This window comes from Aeromicrobium sp. (assembly GCF_047607065.1).
Classification (GTDB): domain Bacteria; phylum Actinomycetota; class Actinomycetes; order Propionibacteriales; family Nocardioidaceae; genus Aeromicrobium.
The window spans coordinates 1-16,064 of record NZ_JASGDU010000060.1 but is presented as its reverse complement, the minus strand read 5'-3'; the positions used below and the strand labels follow the sequence as shown (position 1 = coordinate 16,064).

15 protein-coding genes, 1 tRNA gene and 1 pseudogene are annotated in these 16,064 nt (G+C 68.9%); 10 read left to right on the top strand and 7 right to left on the bottom strand.

The genetic code is table 11. The annotated features are described in order from the left end of the window. Positions 1-134 precede the first annotated feature (134 nt). The 5 genes from QM597_RS10325 (at position 135) to QM597_RS10305 (ending at position 3,225) form a co-directional block, all read left to right on the top strand. Positions 135-1,061 carry an asparaginase gene (locus tag QM597_RS10325; protein WP_415004804.1) on the top strand — a complete coding sequence of 309 codons (927 nt, stop codon included), beginning with the start codon at positions 135-137 and terminating at the stop codon, positions 1,059-1,061. 73 nt (positions 1,062-1,134) lie between these two features. After that, positions 1,135-1,608: a helix-turn-helix domain-containing protein gene (locus tag QM597_RS10320; protein WP_415004803.1), complete on the top strand. Its 474-nt coding sequence runs from the start codon at positions 1,135-1,137 to the stop codon at positions 1,606-1,608. Continuing rightward, positions 1,605-2,066: a hypothetical protein gene (locus QM597_RS10315; protein WP_415004802.1), complete on the top strand. Its 462-nt coding sequence runs from the start codon at positions 1,605-1,607 to the stop codon at positions 2,064-2,066. The genes QM597_RS10320 and QM597_RS10315 overlap by 4 nt, the downstream gene beginning before the upstream one ends. A 136-nt stretch (positions 2,067-2,202) precedes the next feature. After that, the gene (locus QM597_RS10310) at positions 2,203-2,475 is read left to right on the top strand and encodes a DUF2516 family protein (RefSeq protein WP_415004801.1); all 273 of its coding nucleotides are present in this window, start codon (positions 2,203-2,205) and stop codon (positions 2,473-2,475) included. Between the two features lie 126 nt (positions 2,476-2,601). After that, the gene (locus QM597_RS10305; protein ID WP_415004800.1) at positions 2,602-3,225 is read left to right on the top strand and encodes an alpha-ketoglutarate-dependent dioxygenase AlkB; all 624 of its coding nucleotides are present in this window, start codon (positions 2,602-2,604) and stop codon (positions 3,223-3,225) included. Positions 3,226-3,237: 12 nt separating this feature from the next. Here the strand turns inward: QM597_RS10305 and typA are convergent, their stop codons facing one another. Continuing rightward, positions 3,238-5,106, bottom strand: a complete 1,869-nt coding sequence (typA, locus tag QM597_RS10300; RefSeq protein WP_415004799.1) for a translational GTPase TypA — start codon at positions 5,104-5,106, stop codon at positions 3,238-3,240. A 157-nt stretch (positions 5,107-5,263) separates the two neighbouring features. On the opposite strand from typA, the gene QM597_RS10295 reads away from it, so the two are divergent. Together QM597_RS10295 and QM597_RS10290 are read left to right on the top strand one after the other, a co-directional pair. Next, positions 5,264-5,746: a MarR family winged helix-turn-helix transcriptional regulator gene (locus QM597_RS10295; protein WP_415004798.1), complete on the top strand. Its 483-nt coding sequence runs from the start codon at positions 5,264-5,266 to the stop codon at positions 5,744-5,746. Further along, the gene (locus QM597_RS10290; RefSeq protein ID WP_415004797.1) at positions 5,743-7,308 is read left to right on the top strand and encodes a DHA2 family efflux MFS transporter permease subunit; all 1,566 of its coding nucleotides are present in this window, start codon (positions 5,743-5,745) and stop codon (positions 7,306-7,308) included. Before QM597_RS10295 ends, QM597_RS10290 begins: the two co-directional genes overlap by 4 nt. 186 nt (positions 7,309-7,494) lie before the next feature. Here the strand turns inward: QM597_RS10290 and QM597_RS10285 are convergent, their stop codons facing one another. Beyond that, positions 7,495-8,805 carry a D-arabinono-1,4-lactone oxidase gene (locus QM597_RS10285; protein ID WP_415004796.1) on the bottom strand — a complete coding sequence of 437 codons (1,311 nt, stop codon included), beginning with the start codon at positions 8,803-8,805 and terminating at the stop codon, positions 7,495-7,497. Beyond that, positions 8,802-9,962: an amino acid deaminase/aldolase gene (locus QM597_RS10280; RefSeq protein WP_415004795.1), complete on the bottom strand. Its 1,161-nt coding sequence runs from the start codon at positions 9,960-9,962 to the stop codon at positions 8,802-8,804. Before QM597_RS10280 ends, QM597_RS10285 begins: the two co-directional genes overlap by 4 nt. 50 nt (positions 9,963-10,012) lie before the next feature. Between QM597_RS10280 and QM597_RS10275 the strand changes: the two genes are divergently transcribed. Continuing rightward, positions 10,013-10,085: transfer RNA gene (locus QM597_RS10275), tRNA-Thr, on the top strand. Between the two features lie 19 nt (positions 10,086-10,104). Here QM597_RS10275 and QM597_RS10270 read toward each other — a convergent pair. The 3 genes and pseudogenes from QM597_RS10270 to QM597_RS10260 all read right to left on the bottom strand — a co-directional run. Then, a pseudogene (locus QM597_RS10270) lies at positions 10,105-10,485 on the bottom strand (DUF6314 family protein); the annotation flags it as partial. 83 nt (positions 10,486-10,568) lie between these two features. Beyond that, positions 10,569-12,395, bottom strand: a complete 1,827-nt coding sequence (locus tag QM597_RS10265) for a phosphoenolpyruvate carboxykinase (GTP) (RefSeq protein WP_415004794.1) — start codon at positions 12,393-12,395, stop codon at positions 10,569-10,571. A 152-nt stretch (positions 12,396-12,547) separates the two neighbouring features. Further along, positions 12,548-12,883 carry a gamma-glutamylcyclotransferase family protein gene (locus QM597_RS10260; RefSeq protein ID WP_415004793.1) on the bottom strand — a complete coding sequence of 112 codons (336 nt, stop codon included), beginning with the start codon at positions 12,881-12,883 and terminating at the stop codon, positions 12,548-12,550. Between the two features lie 38 nt (positions 12,884-12,921). On the opposite strand from QM597_RS10260, the gene QM597_RS10255 reads away from it, so the two are divergent. Further along, on the top strand, positions 12,922-13,695 hold the full coding sequence (locus QM597_RS10255; RefSeq protein ID WP_415004792.1) for a dihydrofolate reductase family protein: 774 nt from the start codon (positions 12,922-12,924) through the stop codon (positions 13,693-13,695). Beyond that, positions 13,692-14,588 carry a dihydropteroate synthase gene (locus QM597_RS10250; protein ID WP_415004791.1) on the top strand — a complete coding sequence of 299 codons (897 nt, stop codon included), beginning with the start codon at positions 13,692-13,694 and terminating at the stop codon, positions 14,586-14,588. Before QM597_RS10255 ends, QM597_RS10250 begins: the two co-directional genes overlap by 4 nt. Positions 14,589-14,746: 158 nt before the next feature. On the opposite strand, the gene QM597_RS10245 is transcribed toward QM597_RS10250, so the two are convergent. Next, the gene (locus tag QM597_RS10245) at positions 14,747-15,898 is read right to left on the bottom strand and encodes an AI-2E family transporter (RefSeq protein WP_415004790.1); all 1,152 of its coding nucleotides are present in this window, start codon (positions 15,896-15,898) and stop codon (positions 14,747-14,749) included. Between the last annotated feature and the right edge of the window lie 166 nt (positions 15,899-16,064).

The window sequence follows — 16,064 nt, the reverse complement described above, 5'->3', positions numbered from 1 at the left end:
CGGATCCTCGCGCTCACCACCGTCATCTGGCACAACGACCGCATCGGAGCACCCGTCCTACGCTCCCTGACCCCCTACGACCACTAAAACCACAGACCAGACCCCGCCCCGCATCAATCATCTAGGCTGGGCGGGTGGACGTCGTGGTGGAAGTGGAACGCTCGGGCCTGGTCGAGAGCCGTCATCGCGGGGTGCTCGCGCACGTCGATGCCGGCGGGGCGGTCGACTGGGTCGTCGGCGATCCCGAGACGGTGATCTTCCCGCGCTCGGCGAACAAGCCGATCCAGGTGCTCGCGATGCTCGAAGCCGGCCTGGACCTCGACGGTCCCGAGCTGGCCATCGCCACGTCGAGCCATCACGGCGAGGAGCGTCAGCTGGAGATCGTGCAGGCGATCCTCGCGCGGGCGGGCCTGGACGAGTCGGCTCTGCAGACGCCGCCGTCGTGGCCCGACTCCCCGCACGAGCATGCGCGGATCATCCGGGCCGGCGGGGGCAAGGCACCGATCCTCATGGACTGCTCGGGCAAACACGCCGCGATGCTCCTGACCTGTGTGCGTCGCGGCTGGCCCACCGGGGACTATCTCGATCCGGCTCACCCGTTGCAGCAGCACATCGGCGAGGTGTTCACCCGCGTCACCGGAGCGCAGCCCGCCGTGGCCGGTGTCGACGGCTGCGGCGCGCCCCTGCTGGCCACGTCCGTCCGGCGGCTGGCGCTGGCCACGGGGCAGATCGCGGCAGCGACCACGCCGCAGGCCGCGCGGCTGGTGGCGGCGATCACCGCCCATCCGATGCTGGTCAGCGGTGTGCGCAGCCTCGACCATCACTTCATCACCGCCCTGCCGGGGGCCATCGCCAAGAGCGCGGCAGAGTCCACGATGGTCGTGGCCTGGCCCGACGGATCGGCGCTCGTGGGCAAGATCGAGGACGGCGGTGTGCGCGCGCTGACCGTGGCGATGGCGCGGGCAGTCGAACTGCTCGGCGGTCCGATGGCGTTGCCCGAGCCGCGTCCGGCCGTGCTCGGCGGAGGCCGCCGGGTCGGCGAGATCCGTCCCGCCTTCTGAGGCTGCGACGGTGTGACGCATGTCGCTTCCCTAACCGCTTGCAAGCGCTAACTATTGCAAGCATGATGGAGTCATGGCGAAGTTGACCGCAACCGACAGCGTGACCGGCGCTGTCAAGGGCACGGTTGCGGGAACCGTCGGAGGACTCGGCGAGTATCTCCGCGAGCAGCGTCGCCAGGCTCGGCTCTCGTTGAGGCAGCTGGCCGAGGAATCGGATGTTTCCAATCCGTACCTCAGCCAGATCGAACGAGGACTGCGCCGCCCGTCGGCAGAGGTGTTGCAGCAGATTGCCAAGGCACTGCGCATCTCGGCCGAGTCGCTCTACGTCCGCGCCGGGATTCTCGACGCGGACGCGAGCGGACCTCGAATGGTCGAGGACGCCATCGCCCTCGACCCGCGTCTGACCGAACGGCAGAAGTCAAGCCTGATCGACATCTACCGCTCCTTCGTCGGTGCCGCCGACGACGACCAGCAGGACCAGACACGGGACGCATCCGAGCGGACCGAGAACAACACCCATCACGTCCAGGAGGACACAGCACCATGAGCATCACCGATTCCGTGAACGAGCAGATCAAGAACATCGTCGATGAGGTCAAGAGCCTTACCGAGGAGCTGAAGAACGTCGACATCGCTGAGCTGCAGGGCAAGGCCAAGGACAAGGCCGTCGCCGCCTACGCCGAGCTGACCAAGAAGAGCGAGGAACTCGTCGCTGCGGTCAAGGGTCTGTCGGTCGACGACGTCAAGGCCGCGCTCAAGACCTACCGCAGCAAGGCCGAGGAGGCCGCTTCGGACGCCGTTGAGGCCGCCACCGAGGCGGTCGAGGACGTTCAGGCCAAGGCCAAGGAGACCGTCGCCAAGGTGACCAAGAAGGCTCCGGCCGAGGAGGCGCCCGCGAAGAAGGCTCCGGCCAAGAAGACCACGACGGCCAAGAAGGCTCCGGCCAAGAAGGCGCCCGCGAAGAAGGCTCCGGCCAAGAAGACCACGACGGCCAAGAAGGCCTGACGCCGTTCGGCTTCGCACGACCAGCAGGGGCAGACCTCTTCTCTCGGGGAGGTCTGCCCCTGAGTCATGTCCCTACCGCCGCCGGTGGACCCACCTGATACGGGGTTCCCGCAGGCCGAACCTCTAGGGTGTGCCCGTGTTCGAAATCGGTTCTCTGCAGTCGATGATCTCGCTGGCGCTGACGGCGGTGCTGTTCGTCGTCAAGGCCTTTGCCGTGGGCGACTGCCTAGCCCGGGCACCGCGTGATTTCGTGCGTGCCGAGACGCTGTCCAAGGGCGCGTGGCTGCTCATCCTGGGCCTGAGTGTCGCGGCCCACTTGATCTGGTGGTATCCGCTCGGGATGCTCAACCTCGCCGGGACTGTGGCGGCGCTGGTGTACCTGGCCCAGTTGCGCGGCTCGTCGTACTGAGAATGACCGCAACAGCGGTCCGGCCTGGTCTCTGAGGTGCGAGGGCACCCCGCGCCCGAGCCTCGACGGGTCCCGCGCGACCCCACCTCATAGAACATCCGTTCGATCTCGGGCTATGCTGGGGGTGTGTACTTCCAGGGTTCGCTGCTCGACGTGGACACGAGCGTGTCGCTGACGCCGCTCGGCGCGGCGGTGCAGCGGCGCGAGCTGGGGCAGGGTGCGTGGGTCGATGTGCGCCAGGGGTGGGTGCGCGGCTCAGATCCGCTGTTCCTGCACCTGCAGACCGAGGTGCCGTGGCGGGCCGAGCGGCGCGAGATGTACGACTCCGTGGTCGACGTGCCGCGGCTGCTGGCCACGTATGGTCCACGTGACGCCTGGCCGCACCCGGCGTTGAGTGCCATGCGCGAGGCACTCGAGGAGCACTACGCCGACGAACTCGGCGAGCCGTTCGTGTCGGCCGGGCTGTGCTACTACCGCGACGGGCGCGACAGCGTTGCCTGGCACGGCGACCGCATCGGCCGCGGCCGGATGGAGGACACGATGGTCGCCATCGTCTCCCTCGGCGCGCCGCGCCGGCTCAGCCTGCGTCCGCGCGGCGGCGGTGAGGCCATCGGCTTTCGGGTCGGGCACGGCGACCTGCTGGTCATGGGCGGCAGTTGCCAGCGCACCTGGGATCACGCGGTGCTCAAGACGGCCAAACCCGTCGGGCCGCGCATCTCGATCCAGTTCCGCCCGCGCGGCGTCCTGTGATGTGACCGGTGCTCAGCGGCGCTGCTTGGCGGCGCGGGCCCGCTCGCTCGCGTTCAGGATCACCTTGCGGATGCGGACGTTCGACGGGGTGATCTCGACGCACTCGTCCTCGCGGCAGAACTCCAGGCACTGCTCCAGCGACAGCTTTTTCGGCGGGATGACCTTCTCGAAGTTGTCCGACGTCGCCGAGCGGATGTTCGTCTGCTTCTTCTCCTTGGTGATGTTGACGTCCATGTCGTCATCACGGGAGTTCTCGCCGACGATCATGCCCTCGTAGACCTCGGTCGCGGGTTCGACGAACAGTGTTCCGCGCTCCTGCAGGTTCGTCATCGCGAACGAGGTCACGGCACCCGCACGGTCGGCTACGAGGGAGCCGGAGGGGCGGGTCGTGATCTCGCCGGCCCACGGCTCGTACTTCTCGAAGACGTGGTGGGCGATACCCGTGCCGCGGGTGTCGGTCAGGAACTCGGTGCGGAAGCCGATCAGACCGCGCGCGGGCACGAGGAACTCCATGCGCACCCAGCCGGTGCCGTGGTTGACCATCTGCTCCATGCGGCCCTTGCGTACCGCCAGCAACTGCGTGATGGTGCCCAGGTACTCCTCGGGAGTGTCGATGGTCAGGCGCTCGACCGGCTCGTGCAGTTTGCCGTCGATCTCGCGCGTGACGACTTGCGGCTTGCCGACGGTCAGCTCGTAGCCCTCGCGGCGCATCTGCTCGACGAGGATCGCCAGCGCCAGCTCGCCGCGTCCCTGTACCTCCCAGGCGTCGGGCCGGTCGGTCGGCAGCACGCGGATCGAGACGTTGCCGATCAGTTCCGAATCGAGGCGGTCCTTGACCAGTCGAGCGGTGACCTTGGTGCCCTTCTCGCGCCCCGCGAGCGGAGAGGTGTTGGTGCCGATGGTCATGGAGATGGCCGGCTCGTCGACGTGGATCAGCGGCAGGGCGACGGGGTTCTCCGGGTCTGCCAGCGTCTCGCCGATGTTGATGTCGGAGATGCCCGCGATGGCCACGATGTCGCCCGGCCCGGCCTTCTCGCCCGGCTTGCGCTCCAGCGCCTCGGTGACGAGCAGCTCGGTGATCTTGACCCGCTCGGTCGAACCGTCACGCTTGATCCACGCGACTTGTTGGCCCTTCTTCAGCTCGCCCTCTTTGACCCGCACCAGCGCGAGGCGGCCGAGGAACGGCGAGGAGTCGAGGTTCGTGACGTGCGCCTGCAGCGGGGCGTCCTCGGTGTAGGACGGGGCGGGTACGTTCTGCAGGATTGTCTCGAACAGCGGCACGAGGTTCTCGGCCTCGGGCAGGCCGCCGTCGGCCGGCTGCTCCAGGGACGCCCGGCCGGCCTTGGCCGAGGCGAACACGATGGGGAAGTCGAGGGCGTCGTCGCCGGCGTCCTCGGGCAGCAGGTCGAGGAAGAGGTCCATCGTCTCGTCGATGACCTCGGAGATGCGTGCGTCGGGGCGGTCGACCTTGTTGACCACGAGGATCACCGGCATCTTCGCCGCGAGCGCCTTGCGCAGCACGAACCTGGTCTGCGGCAGCGGTCCCTCGGAGGCATCGACGAGCAGCACGACCGCGTCGACCATCGACAGGCCGCGCTCGACTTCACCGCCGAAGTCGGCGTGTCCGGGGGTGTCGATGATGTTGATCGTCACGCCGCCCTCGGGGGCACCCGGACCGGCGTAGCGGACCGCAGTGTTCTTGGCGAGGATCGTGATGCCCTTCTCGCGCTCCAAGTCGCCGGAGTCCATGACCCGATCGGTGACCTCCTGGTGCTCGGCGTAGGCGCCCTGCTGCTGGAGCATGGCATCGACGAGCGTGGTCTTGCCGTGGTCGACGTGGGCGACGATCGCGACATTGCGCAGGTCCTGGCGAAGGGGCATGAAGGGACATCCGGTCGTTGTAGGGGCGTCGAGAATGGCGAGGGCGCCGCCGAGGAGTCTACGGGGACATGCGGGGAGGCCGAAAATCGAGCGATGTGATCCATCTCGCAGCATCTGCGGATGCGCAAAGGTTGCTCAACGGTTAGTATTTCGATTTGTGACGCAACCATCGGACGTGCTTTTCGACCAACTCCAGGAGTTCCTGCAGCGGGTCATGTGCGTGATGCAGATGCGCGCGGGTGACCTCACGGTCGATATCGACTTGACCTTCAACCAGGCTCGCACGGTTTTCGTGTTGGCTGCGGCCCCCGAGCCGATGGCCATCTCGGCCATCGCCGAGCAGATCGGTATTTCGGTGGCGGCCCAGGGCCGGGTGATCGACCGGCTGGTGAAGCTGCAGGTGGTCGAGCGGCGCGAAAGCCCGACCGACCGGCGGGTCAAGCTCGTCTCGCTCGCGCCGCGCGGCATGGAACTCGCGGTCGTCCACGGAGAACGGCGAGCGCAAGCCCTCCGTGAAGTCGTCGGCCGGATTCCCGCTGACCACTGTGCCCGCCTCTCGGCGGCACTCGAACCCCTGCTCGCCGGGGACCTCCTGCGAGCGAACCCGTCAACCCCCGAGGCTCAGGAGAATCCTCTATGACCGAATCAGTTGCAGTACCCGACGACGACAAGATCACCAAGGAACTCCTCCTGGTGGCCGGTGTCGTCGTGCTCGGATCGATCATGTCGATCCTCGATATCACGGTGGTCAACGTCGCGCTGCCGACGTTCCAGAGCGACTTCAAGGTCGACGCCTACTCGACGGTCGCGTGGACTGTCACCGGTTACACACTCGCCCTCGCCGCCATCATCCCGGTCACGGGATGGGCGGCCGACCGCTTCGGCACCAAGCGGCTGTATATGACGGCGATCACGTTGTTCACGCTCGGCTCGGCGCTGTGCGCGACGGCGTGGAACATCGAGTCGCTGATCGGTTTCCGGGTGCTCCAGGGCCTCGGCGGCGGCATGCTGATGCCGCTCGGTATGACCATCATGACCAAGGCTGCCGGCCCGCACCGCATGGGCCGTCTGATGGCGATCCTCGGTGTGCCGATGCTCCTCGGCCCGATCCTCGGCCCGATCCTCGGTGGCTGGCTGATCGATGTCGCTTCGTGGCACTGGGTCTTCCTCATCAATCTGCCGCTCGGCCTCGCAGCGCTGGTCTACGCCGCACGCATCCTGCCGCAGGACGCTCCTGAGCCGAGCGAGTCGTTCGACTTCATCGGCATGGCGTTGATGTCGCCGGGCTTGGCGCTGTTCCTCTACGGCGTCTCGTCGATCCCGGCGGCCGGCACGGTCGCCGACGCCGAGGTCATCGTGCCGAGCCTGATCGGTGCGGTGCTGATTACCACGTTCGTTCTGTACTCGTTCAAGCCGGCACATCCGCTTCTCGACCTGAGTCTGTTCAAGGACCGCAACCTGACCGTCTCCACGATCGTGATGTTCTTGTTCGCCGGCGCGTTCTTCGGCGCGTTGCTGCTCGTGCCGACGTACTTCCAGCAGGTGCGCGGCGAGAGCGTCCTGAAGGCCGGCCTGCTGGTCGCCCCGCAAGGCATCGGTGCGATGTTGACGATGCCTGTTGCCGGCATGCTCGCCGACAAGGTCCCGGTCGGTCGCATCGTGCCGGTCGGTTTCCTCGCAATCCTCCTCGGCATGTTCGGCCTGTCGCAGAGTTCCGGTCCTGACACCCCGTACTGGCACCTCATCGCCTGGCTGTTCGTGCTGGGCCTGGGTATGGGTTCGACGATGATGCCGATCTTCACCTCGGCGCTCAAGACGCTCAAGGCGCACGATGTGGCTCGTGGCTCGACGCTCATCAACGTGATCCAGCAGGTCGCCAGTTCGGTCGGCGTGGCGATCATGTCGGTCGTGCTCACCAACCACCTGAAGGGTTCCGATGCGGTGTCGGCGGCGACGGCGCTGGCCGATGCCGAGCGCGATGGTGTGGCACCGCCGTCCTGGGCGGCCGAGACCGCACAGAAGCTGGGCGATGCCTTCCAGGCCACGGTCAGCGGTGACATGGCCTCGGCGTTCTCGTCGACGTACTGGGTGGCGCTGGGCATCATTGCGGTGACGCTGATCCCGGTGGCCTTCCTGCCGCGCAAGCAGGAGGAGTCGCCTCTGGCCGACGGGGAAGAGCGGGCTCCGGTCGTCATGCACTGACGGTTGTCTCGCCGAAGGGCCTCGATCCGCTGTTGCGGGTCGAGGCCCTTCGACGTCCTGAGGGAACCGCTGAGTTAGGGATTCCGCAGATAGGCGTAGCTGGTCATTGAGGTGCGAGCTTGCGAGCCTCGAAATGACCACCCCGAAGGGCGCACCTCAGCCAGCGGGACCTGGCGGCGGAATCTCTCAGGTGCCGAGCACCCGGTCGAGGTAGGCGTTGGCGAACCGCCGCTGCGGATCGACCTCGTCGCGCACGGCGAGGAAGTCCCCGAAACGGCTGTACCGCTCGGCGAAGTAGGCCGCGTCGAGGGTGTGCATCTTGCCCCAGTGCGGGCGTCCCTCGTGGGCGGTGAAGATGTCCTGCGCGGCGGCGAAATAAGCCGTGGGATCACTTTGGTGGTACTGGTGCACCGCGACGTAGGCGTTGTCGCGCTCGTGTCCGGTCGACAGCCAGACGTCGTCGGCGGCCGCGAAACGCACCTCGATGGGGAACGACACGAGGTCGTGCTTGGCCGCGAACCAGGCCTGTAACTCGTCGATCACGCTCGGCAGCGCCGCGCGCGGCACCGCGAACTCCGACTCGCGGAAGCGCACCCGCCGCGGCGAGACGAACACGTCGTAGGAGTCCGAGGTGTAGGAGCGGGCACCGAGCAGCGAACCGGAGATCGCGTTGATCCGCGGGATCCACGACGGACGGCTCACCGCGATGCGCTGTACGCGCTCGTAGAGCGAGTTGGACAGGAACTCGTCGTCCCACCAGTGCCGCAGGCGGCCCAGGGGCGCCGGCGCGGTGCCGTCGGGGACGCGGTTGTTGCGCTTGAGGAGCGCCTTCTCGGTGTGCGGGAACCAGTAGAACTCGGCGTGGTCGTTCTCCCCGGCCAGCTCGTCGAGCCGCTCGACCAGGTCCGGCAGGCGGGCGGGTTCCTCCTGGGCGTGCAGCAGGAAGGCCGGGACGCACTGCAAGGTGACCTCGGTGATGACACCGAGCGCGCCGAGGCTCACGGCGGCGGCCTTGAGCCACGGGTGGTCCGGGCCGATCTCCAGCACGTCACCGTCGGCGGTGACCAGCTGCACGGCGGCCACGGCCGCAGCGATGCCGTGCCGGCGGCCGCCGGTGCCGTGGGTCCCGGTGGAGATCGCGCCGGCTACTGACTGAGGGTCTACGTCGCCGAGGTTCGGCAGGGCCAGGCCGAGCGCCTTGAGTCGTGGGTTCAACTCGTGCAGCGAGATGCCCGCCTGCACGCGGACCTGGCCGGTGGCACTGTCGTGGGCCAGGACACGGGTCATCTGGTCCAGGCTCACGCACATGCCGTCGGTGGCCGCGATGGGCGTGAACGAGTGACCCGCGCCGTAAGCCTTCACCGTCAGGTTGTCGCGGGCGGCGCGAGCGAGCACTGCCTGGACTTCGGCGGTGGAGGCCGGGTGCGCGCGCATGGCCGGCTTGGTCTGGACGTTGCCCGCCCAGTTGCTCCAGATGCTCTTGCTGCGGGACATCATCCGAAGTTCTTCCCCTCGCCGCGGTAGGTGGGTTGTGTGTCGACCTGGCCGGTTTCGTCGACGAGGTGGATCGCATCGAACCGCTCGCACATCTCGCCAGCTTTGGCGTGCCGGAACAGTACCCGGTCGCCGGGACGTAGTTTGTGTGCCGCGCGGCCGGTCACCGGAGTCTGCACCTCGCCGGTGCCTTCTGTGCCGATCAGCGACAGGCCCTCGGGGTAGACCGGCTGGGGCACGCGGGAGGTGCCCGCCGGGCCGGAGGCGATGTAGCCGCCGGCGAAGCAGGTGGCGATGCCGCGCGCGGGACGGCGGACGACATCGAGGGCGAAGAAGGCCGCCGGCCGGGCCTCGAAGGCGTCGTAGTGGTCGAACAGGGTCGGGCAGAACAGCCCCGATCCGGCGGTCATCTCGGTGATCGCCGGATCGGCACCGGTGACTTCCAGGGAGCCGGTGCCGCCGCCGTTGACCAGGCGCAGGTCGGCGATCTTGCGCACGGCGGCGACCACGGCACCGCGCCGGTCGGCGAGTTCGTCCGCAGAGCGCTTCTTCACCAGCCGGATGGCGGGGGAGGAGTCCGGCAGGCCGGCGATCTGCGCGTCGTAGAACATCAGGCCGGTGAGGGTGAAGCCGGGCCGGGAGGCGATCTCCTCGGCGACGCGGCGGGCCTGGCGGACGGTGTGGACGGGGGAGCGGCGCACGCCGAGGTGGACCGGCCCGAGGCGCAGCGAGGCGTCGACGTCGAGGCAGACCTGGATCGCGGGGTGCGCCGGGCCGAGGACGGCGTCGATGGCGTCGAGGGAGTCGGCCGAGTCGACCATGAGGGTGATGGCGGCCCGGCGGTGCGGCTCGGCGACGAGGTCGTGCAGGGCGGCGGCGTGGACGCTCGGATAGGCCAGCAGGATGTCGTCGTGGCCGAGGTCGGCGAGCCAGACGCTCTCGGCCAGGGAGTAGGTCATCAGGCCGCCGAAGGCGCGGTGTGCGGCGGCCTGGTCGATGATCGAGCGGACCCGCACGGATTTGGTCGCCACCCGCAGCGGCACTCCCGCAGCGCGCCGGGCGAGGTCGGCGAGGTTGCCGTCGAGCGCCTGGCGGTCGATGAGGGCCAAGGGGGCGGGCAGGTCGCGGGTCGCCCGCAGGAGGTGGTCGCCGTCGGTCACCGCCCCAGTATGCCGCGCCGTTAGGATACTCGGGTGGCTTCGTGCCGCATGCCCCTGTAGCTCAGTCGGTAGAGCGCTTCTCTTGTAAAGAAGATGTCGCGGGTTCGAATCCTGTCGGGGGCTCTGCACGCCGCGTCAGACGGGTGGTCATCGTGTAGTCCTTCGCCGGGCCGGAGACGGTCCAGGTGAGCGACCACCGGCCTTCGTTGGCGGTGATGCGCCCGCAATAGGTGTCGTCGCCGCAGGGATGCACGACCGGTTCACCGATGCTCCACGGGTGGAAGTCGCGGCCGTCGTCGAACGTCACCCACCAGCGGTCGTCTCGTCGCTCGACGAACAGGGTGCGCGAGATCGGTGTCGCGCCGCCGTCCCAGGTCATCTGGCCGGTCTCGGACCAGCGCACCCGGCCGTCGTCGGTCAGATCCAGCGTCGTGATCCCGGTGACGCGGCGCGCCGGGCCGAGCCGGTCGTCGATGTCGCGCTCGAAGGACCACGTTCCCACGAACTCGCGCGGGTCGTCCATCTGCGCTCCTTCCCTCGGTCCGAGAATACGGAACGGGCGGACTCCCCGAGGGAAGCCCGCCCGTTCCGGACGTCAGTGACGCCTCACTCGGCGGCGTCGAGGGCGGCGGCCACGCGGCGGTGGGCCTCCCAGATCTCCTCCGGCAGCCGGTCGAACTGCGCCAGATGCTCCTCGCGGTAGCCGATCTCCTGCTTCCACCGGTCGACATCGATGGTCAAGATCGTGTCGAGGTCGGCCAGCGCCTGCTCGTCGAGGCCCTCCAGCATCAGCTCCTCGCGCTTCGGCAGCACGCCGACGGGCGTTTGGACACCCTCGACCTCGCCGTTCTTGTACTGCATCAGCCACACCAGCGGGCGCAGGTTCTCGCGGTAGCCCGGCCACAGGAAGCGGCCGTCGTCGCCGCGCTGGAACCAGTTGACGTGCGCGAAGATCGGCTTGGTCGTCGTCCGGCTGAAGACCTCCAGCCAGTGCGCGGCGTAGTCGCCCTCGCCGTACGCCATGAACGGACGCATCGACATCGGGTCGTAGCGCAGCACGCCCTCCAGGCCGTCGGCCGCAGCAGTGGCCTCCGCGCCCAGCGTGAGGCCGTCGTAGACGCCCTCGGCGACGTCGTTGATCGCGCGGATCAGCGGCTCGCGGTCACGGGTGCGGCCGCCGAAGATGACGCCGTGGATCTCCACGCCCGCCGGCTCCTCGTAGTCGGCCGCCACGTTCGGGACGTGGTCGAGCGTCGTCGTGAAGCGGCTGTTCGGGTGCGCCCACGGGTCGTCGGCTTCCTCGGGGGAACGGTCGGCGATGGCCTCGCCCTTCCAGTCCAGCCAGCCGTCGAGGTCGGCCGGCTTGTCGCCGCGGCCCTCCCACCAGACCTCCTGGGTCTTGGTGTTGTAGGCGACGTTCGTGAAGATGGCACCGGTGCCCGGAACGATGGAGTCGATCGCGGTCGGGTTGGTCAGCTCGTTGGTGTCCTTCGCGACGCCGAAGACGCCGTTCTCCGGGTTCATGCCGTAGAGCTTGCCGTCGTCGCCGACCCACAGCCACGCGATGTCGTCGCCGTAGAACTCGACGTAGTAGCGGTCGCCCAGCGCGTCGGGCGCGAGCGTCATCGCCAGGTTCGTCTTGCCCGAGGCCGACGGGAAGCCGCCGCAGATGTGGTACTTCTTGCCGGTCTCCTTGTCGACGATGCCCAGCAGCATGAACTGCTCCACGAGGAAGCCGTTCTTCCAGCCGTCGTAGGCACCCTGGCGCAGGCCGTGGGCGATCTTGCCCAGCAGTGCGTTGCCGCCGTAGGACGAGCCGTAGTGCAGGATCGTGCGCTCGTCGGCGACGGTCACGAAGTAGCGCTGGTCGTCGGGGGTGCCCTGGCCGAGGTTCGGCAGGTCGCCGGTGACGTGGACCGCGCGGACGAACGAGTCGCCCAGGTCGTTGATGTAGTCGACGCCGACGCGCGCCATGCGGATCATCTGCAGCACGACGCTGCGGTTGTCGGTCAACTCCACGCCCGCAGCGAACTTCTCCAGCGGAGAACCCTTCGGTGCCATGAGGTAGGGGATGACGTACATGGTCTTGCCCGCAGACGCGCCGGTCATCAGGCCGACGAGTTTCTCGGTCATCTCCGCAGCGGGTCGCCAGTTGTTGTAGACGCCTTTGTCGGCCTCGTCGCTGGTGGCGACGATGGTGCGCTCCTCGGCGCGCGCGGTGTCCTTGTGGTAGCTGCGCGAGTAGTAGCGCCCCTCGCCTGCCGGGAGGAGTTCACCGGCTTCGAGGGCCTCGGCGACGAGGCGGTCGTCGTCACTGGCGTTGACTACCTCGATGCGCTCCGCGCCGGTGACCCCGGCCCAGTGCTTGACGTACTCGCGGACGTGCGGGTTGGTCAGCCCTGCCGCGTCCAGTGTCTCGTCGATGTCAGTCATCGCCCGTAGGATTCCTCTCCGTTGAGAAGGTGCCAAGACGCAGGCACCCTGGAGGGCATCGTGCCATATCGGCCCCGTATACCGCCGGGCACCGTCGCCCGGCGGCCGGTCGGGCGGCCTCGGCGCGGCTTCGAGGGACTCGCCCGCCACTCTCAGGCCAGGGCGTAGACCCAGGCCGTCCGGCCCGACCGCAGGGGCACCGCGATGCGCCGGTAGGCGTCCACCTCGTAGTCGTCGGCGGCGGCGAGCTGCGCGTCGTCGAGCATCAGCACGACACCTTCGACCTCGGCCCCCGGATCGTCGCTGGCGATCAGTCCGGGATGGACCGCCGCGCCGCTGAGCGCCACGACTGCGGGATCGTCGATGACGACTTCGCCGAGGGTGTAGCCGACGACGGCGTCGCGGTCTGCGGGCACTGGGCCGCCGAAGATCTCGAGCTGCACGCCGGCCTGCGCGAGGGTCCCGTAGGAGAAGACCAGATGGCTCACGGCCCCACCCTAGGGGCGTCACCCCCTAGGGTGGCGAGGTGAGTTCCCCCACGCCGTCCGCCTCGCCTCCCGTCCTTCGGGCGGTCTACGGGATCGACGTGCCGCCGGGCCGGCCGCTCGATGCCGATGAGGTCGCTACGGCCTATCCCTGGCCGGAGGGGACGTGGGTGCGGGCGATGATGGTGACCACGCTCGACGGGGCCGCCGCCGGGCCGGACGGCCTGAGCGGATCGGTGTCCTCCACGGCGGATCGGGCGGTCTTCGATGCCGTACGGCGGTTCGCCGACGCCGTGCTCGTCGGGAGTCACACGCTGCGCGCCGAGGAGTATTCGCCGATGCGCGCCAAGCCCGCCGACGCCGAGCGCCGCCGCGCCGCCGGCCAGCTTCCGGCACCGACGCTCGCGGTCGTGAGCGGATCGCTCGATCTGCCGTGGGAGCTGCCGGTCTGGGCCGAGTCCGCGCAGCGCCCCCTCGTCCTGACCGGGGCCGGAGCCGATGCCGGGCGGCTCGCCGCCGCGCGCGAGCACGCCGAGGTCGTGGTGCTGCCGGAGGTCTCCCCGCGCGGCATCGTCGACGCCCTGGCCGGCTGCGGCCTCCCGCGGATCGTCTGTGAGGGCGGCCCGAACCTGCTGCGTGACCTCGTGGCGGCCCGCATGGTCGACGAGGCCGACATCACGGTCTCGCCGGTGTTCGCCGGAACCGGGCAGTCGCCGACGACCGCCGTACTGCCGGAAGTGGTGCGAGCCGACCTGGTGCACCTGCTCGCCGCCGACGGCTTCCTCATGGCCCGCTACCTGATCGGCCCGCGATGATCGCCCTGGCCGAACTTGCGCGCCTGGCCGCCGAGCACGCCGATGACCTGGCCCGGCCGGTCGCGCCGCTGCGCCTAGGCGACCGGCTGATCGACACCGACCGCGAGCCGGTGCTCATGGGGGTGGTCAACCTCTCGCGCGACTCGGCCTACCGCGAGAGCATCGCGGTCGGTGCGGCCTCCGCGGTGCGCAAGGCGCGCGTCCAGGCGGCCCAGGGTGCGCACGTCATCGACATCGGCGCGGAGTCGAGCCGTCCGAGCGCGGGACTCGTGGATGTCGCGGCGCAGCTGCGGGCGCTCGCCCCGGTCATCGAACCGCTGGCCGCCGAAGGGATCGCGGTCTCCATCGAGAGCTATGACCTCGCCGTGGTGCGCGCGGCCCTGGCCTCCGGAGCGGTCGTGGTCAACCTGACCGGCTCGCACCACGACGATGCGATGTTCTCGCTCGCCGCCGAGTACGGGGCGACCGTGGTGCTGTGTCACGTGCTCGGCGCGCACGCGCGGTCGCTCGACGGCAGCGACGTGCAAGCCGATCCGGTGCCGTCGATGCTGGACGGCTTCGGTGCCCGGATCGCCCGGGCGCGCGAACTGGGCGTGGAGCATCTGGCCATCGATCCGGGGATCGGTTTCGGCTTCCGCATGGACGACCATCTGGGCCGCGCTCGCTATCAGGCCACGACGCTGCTGCACTCGTTCCGGCTGCGCCGCCTCGGATGGCCGATCTGTCATGCGCTGCCGCACGCCTTCGACGTGTTCGAGGACCATTTCCGCAGTGCGGAGGGCTTCTATGCGGTCCTGGCGCACCTCGGCGGCACGGGGGTCTACCGGACGCACGAGGTCCCGCTCGTGCGTGCGGTGCTCGACGCCCTGGCCCTGTCCGACACCGGCCTGTAGGGCGATGGGCGGATAGGCGGAACCGGTCATTGAGGTGCGAGCTTGCGAGCCTCGAAATGACCCGCCTACGGCAGGCTTCGCCCTTCGAGGCCCCTCCTTCGTCGGGGCACCTCAGGACCCGGCTCCGACCGCTTGCGGCCTCGTACCTCAGCCTGCGCCTATGCGTCGGCGGGTTCGGCTTCTTCGGCGGCGTGGGAGTCCTCCGGGGGTGCCCCCGGCCCGACCTCGTCGTCGATCTGCTCGTTGAGGTAGCGCAGTACCTCGGCCACCGTCGCGGCGACCGGCACGGCCAAGAAGGCCCCGGTGATGCCGAACAGCGATCCGCCCGCAGTCACCGACAGCAGCACGACCGCCGAGTGCAGGTTCATCGACTTGCCTTGCAGCCACGGCGACAGCACATTGCCCTCCAGCTGCTGCACGGCCACGACGATGATGAGCACGATCAGGGCGTCCTGCGGCGAGTTGGTCACGAGCGTCACCAGCACCGCGAGCGCGCCGGAGACGAACGCGCCGATGATGGGGATGAAGCCGCCGAAGAAGGTCACGACCGCCAGCGGCAGCCATAGCTCGACGCCGACGAAGAACATGCCGCCGCCGATGATGACCGCATCGATCAACGACACGAGCGCCTGCGTGCGGATGAAGCCGCCGAGCGTGTTCCAGGCCCGGTCCAGCACCTCGACGGTGTGCTCGCCGGCCCGGCGGCCGCCGATGGTGGCCAGCCAGGGCAGGAAGCGGTGGCCGTCCTTGATGAACAGGAAGGTCAGGATCAAGGTCACGACTAGGTTGACGACGATGCCGGTCGCGGCGCTGATGGTCGAGAAGACGCCCGCACTGATGGCCGAGGCGCTCTCCTGCAACTTCTCCTGAACTGCGGTGATCGCATTGGTGATCTGCCCGTCGCTGACGTTCAAGGGGCCGTCGCGTAGCCAGTCGCGGATCTGCAGCAGGCCGTCGCTGGCCTTGTCGGCGATGGCCGGTGCCTGCCCGGCGACCTGCGGGGCGAGCACCGCGATCACCGCCACGATGATGCCGACGAACGTCACCATGACCAGGCCCGCAGCGAGTCCGTCGGGTACTTTGCGGCGGCGCAGCCACGACGTCGGCGGCGCGAGCACGGTGGAGACGACGAGCGCCAGCGCGACGGGGAACCACACCATCCAGGTGCGCCCCACGACCCAGCCGAGGATGTAGGCGGCAGCGGCGATGGCGACGATGCGGATAGCCCAGCGCTGCATCGTGGCGAAACCGCAGTCGATCACGGTGGCGCGGTCGATGATGCGGGGGGTGCTGCTCGGGCGTTCGCTCATGCGCGCCAGCCTAGGCGTCCGCGGGTGGAGCGGCTCCCGCGCCTCAGGGGCCGGGTCCGGCTCCTAGGGCGTGTTGATCAAGTGGTTTCGTCTTCGCGTGGGTGAGTCTTGAACGGTGATGCGGCAGGAGATCTCTGACGAGGTGTGGTCGGTGATGGAACCGTTG

Excerpts from the sequence above, each read along its gene's own strand:
- QM597_RS10320 (WP_415004803.1), top strand. The coding sequence starts at position 1,135 with ATGGCGAAGTTGACCGCAACCGACAGCGTGACCGGCGCTGTCAAGGGC.
- QM597_RS10315 (WP_415004802.1), top strand. The coding sequence starts at position 1,605 with ATGAGCATCACCGATTCCGTGAACGAGCAGATCAAGAACATCGTCGAT.
- typA (WP_415004799.1), bottom strand. The coding sequence starts at position 5,106 with ATGCCCCTTCGCCAGGACCTGCGCAATGTCGCGATCGTCGCCCACGTC.
- QM597_RS10290 (WP_415004797.1), top strand. The coding sequence starts at position 5,743 with ATGACCGAATCAGTTGCAGTACCCGACGACGACAAGATCACCAAGGAA.
- QM597_RS10285 (WP_415004796.1), bottom strand. The coding sequence starts at position 8,805 with ATGATGTCCCGCAGCAAGAGCATCTGGAGCAACTGGGCGGGCAACGTC.
- QM597_RS10265 (WP_415004794.1), bottom strand. The coding sequence starts at position 12,395 with ATGACTGACATCGACGAGACACTGGACGCGGCAGGGCTGACCAACCCG.
- QM597_RS10250 (WP_415004791.1), top strand. The coding sequence starts at position 13,692 with ATGATCGCCCTGGCCGAACTTGCGCGCCTGGCCGCCGAGCACGCCGAT.
- QM597_RS10245 (WP_415004790.1), bottom strand. The coding sequence starts at position 15,898 with ATGAGCGAACGCCCGAGCAGCACCCCCCGCATCATCGACCGCGCCACC.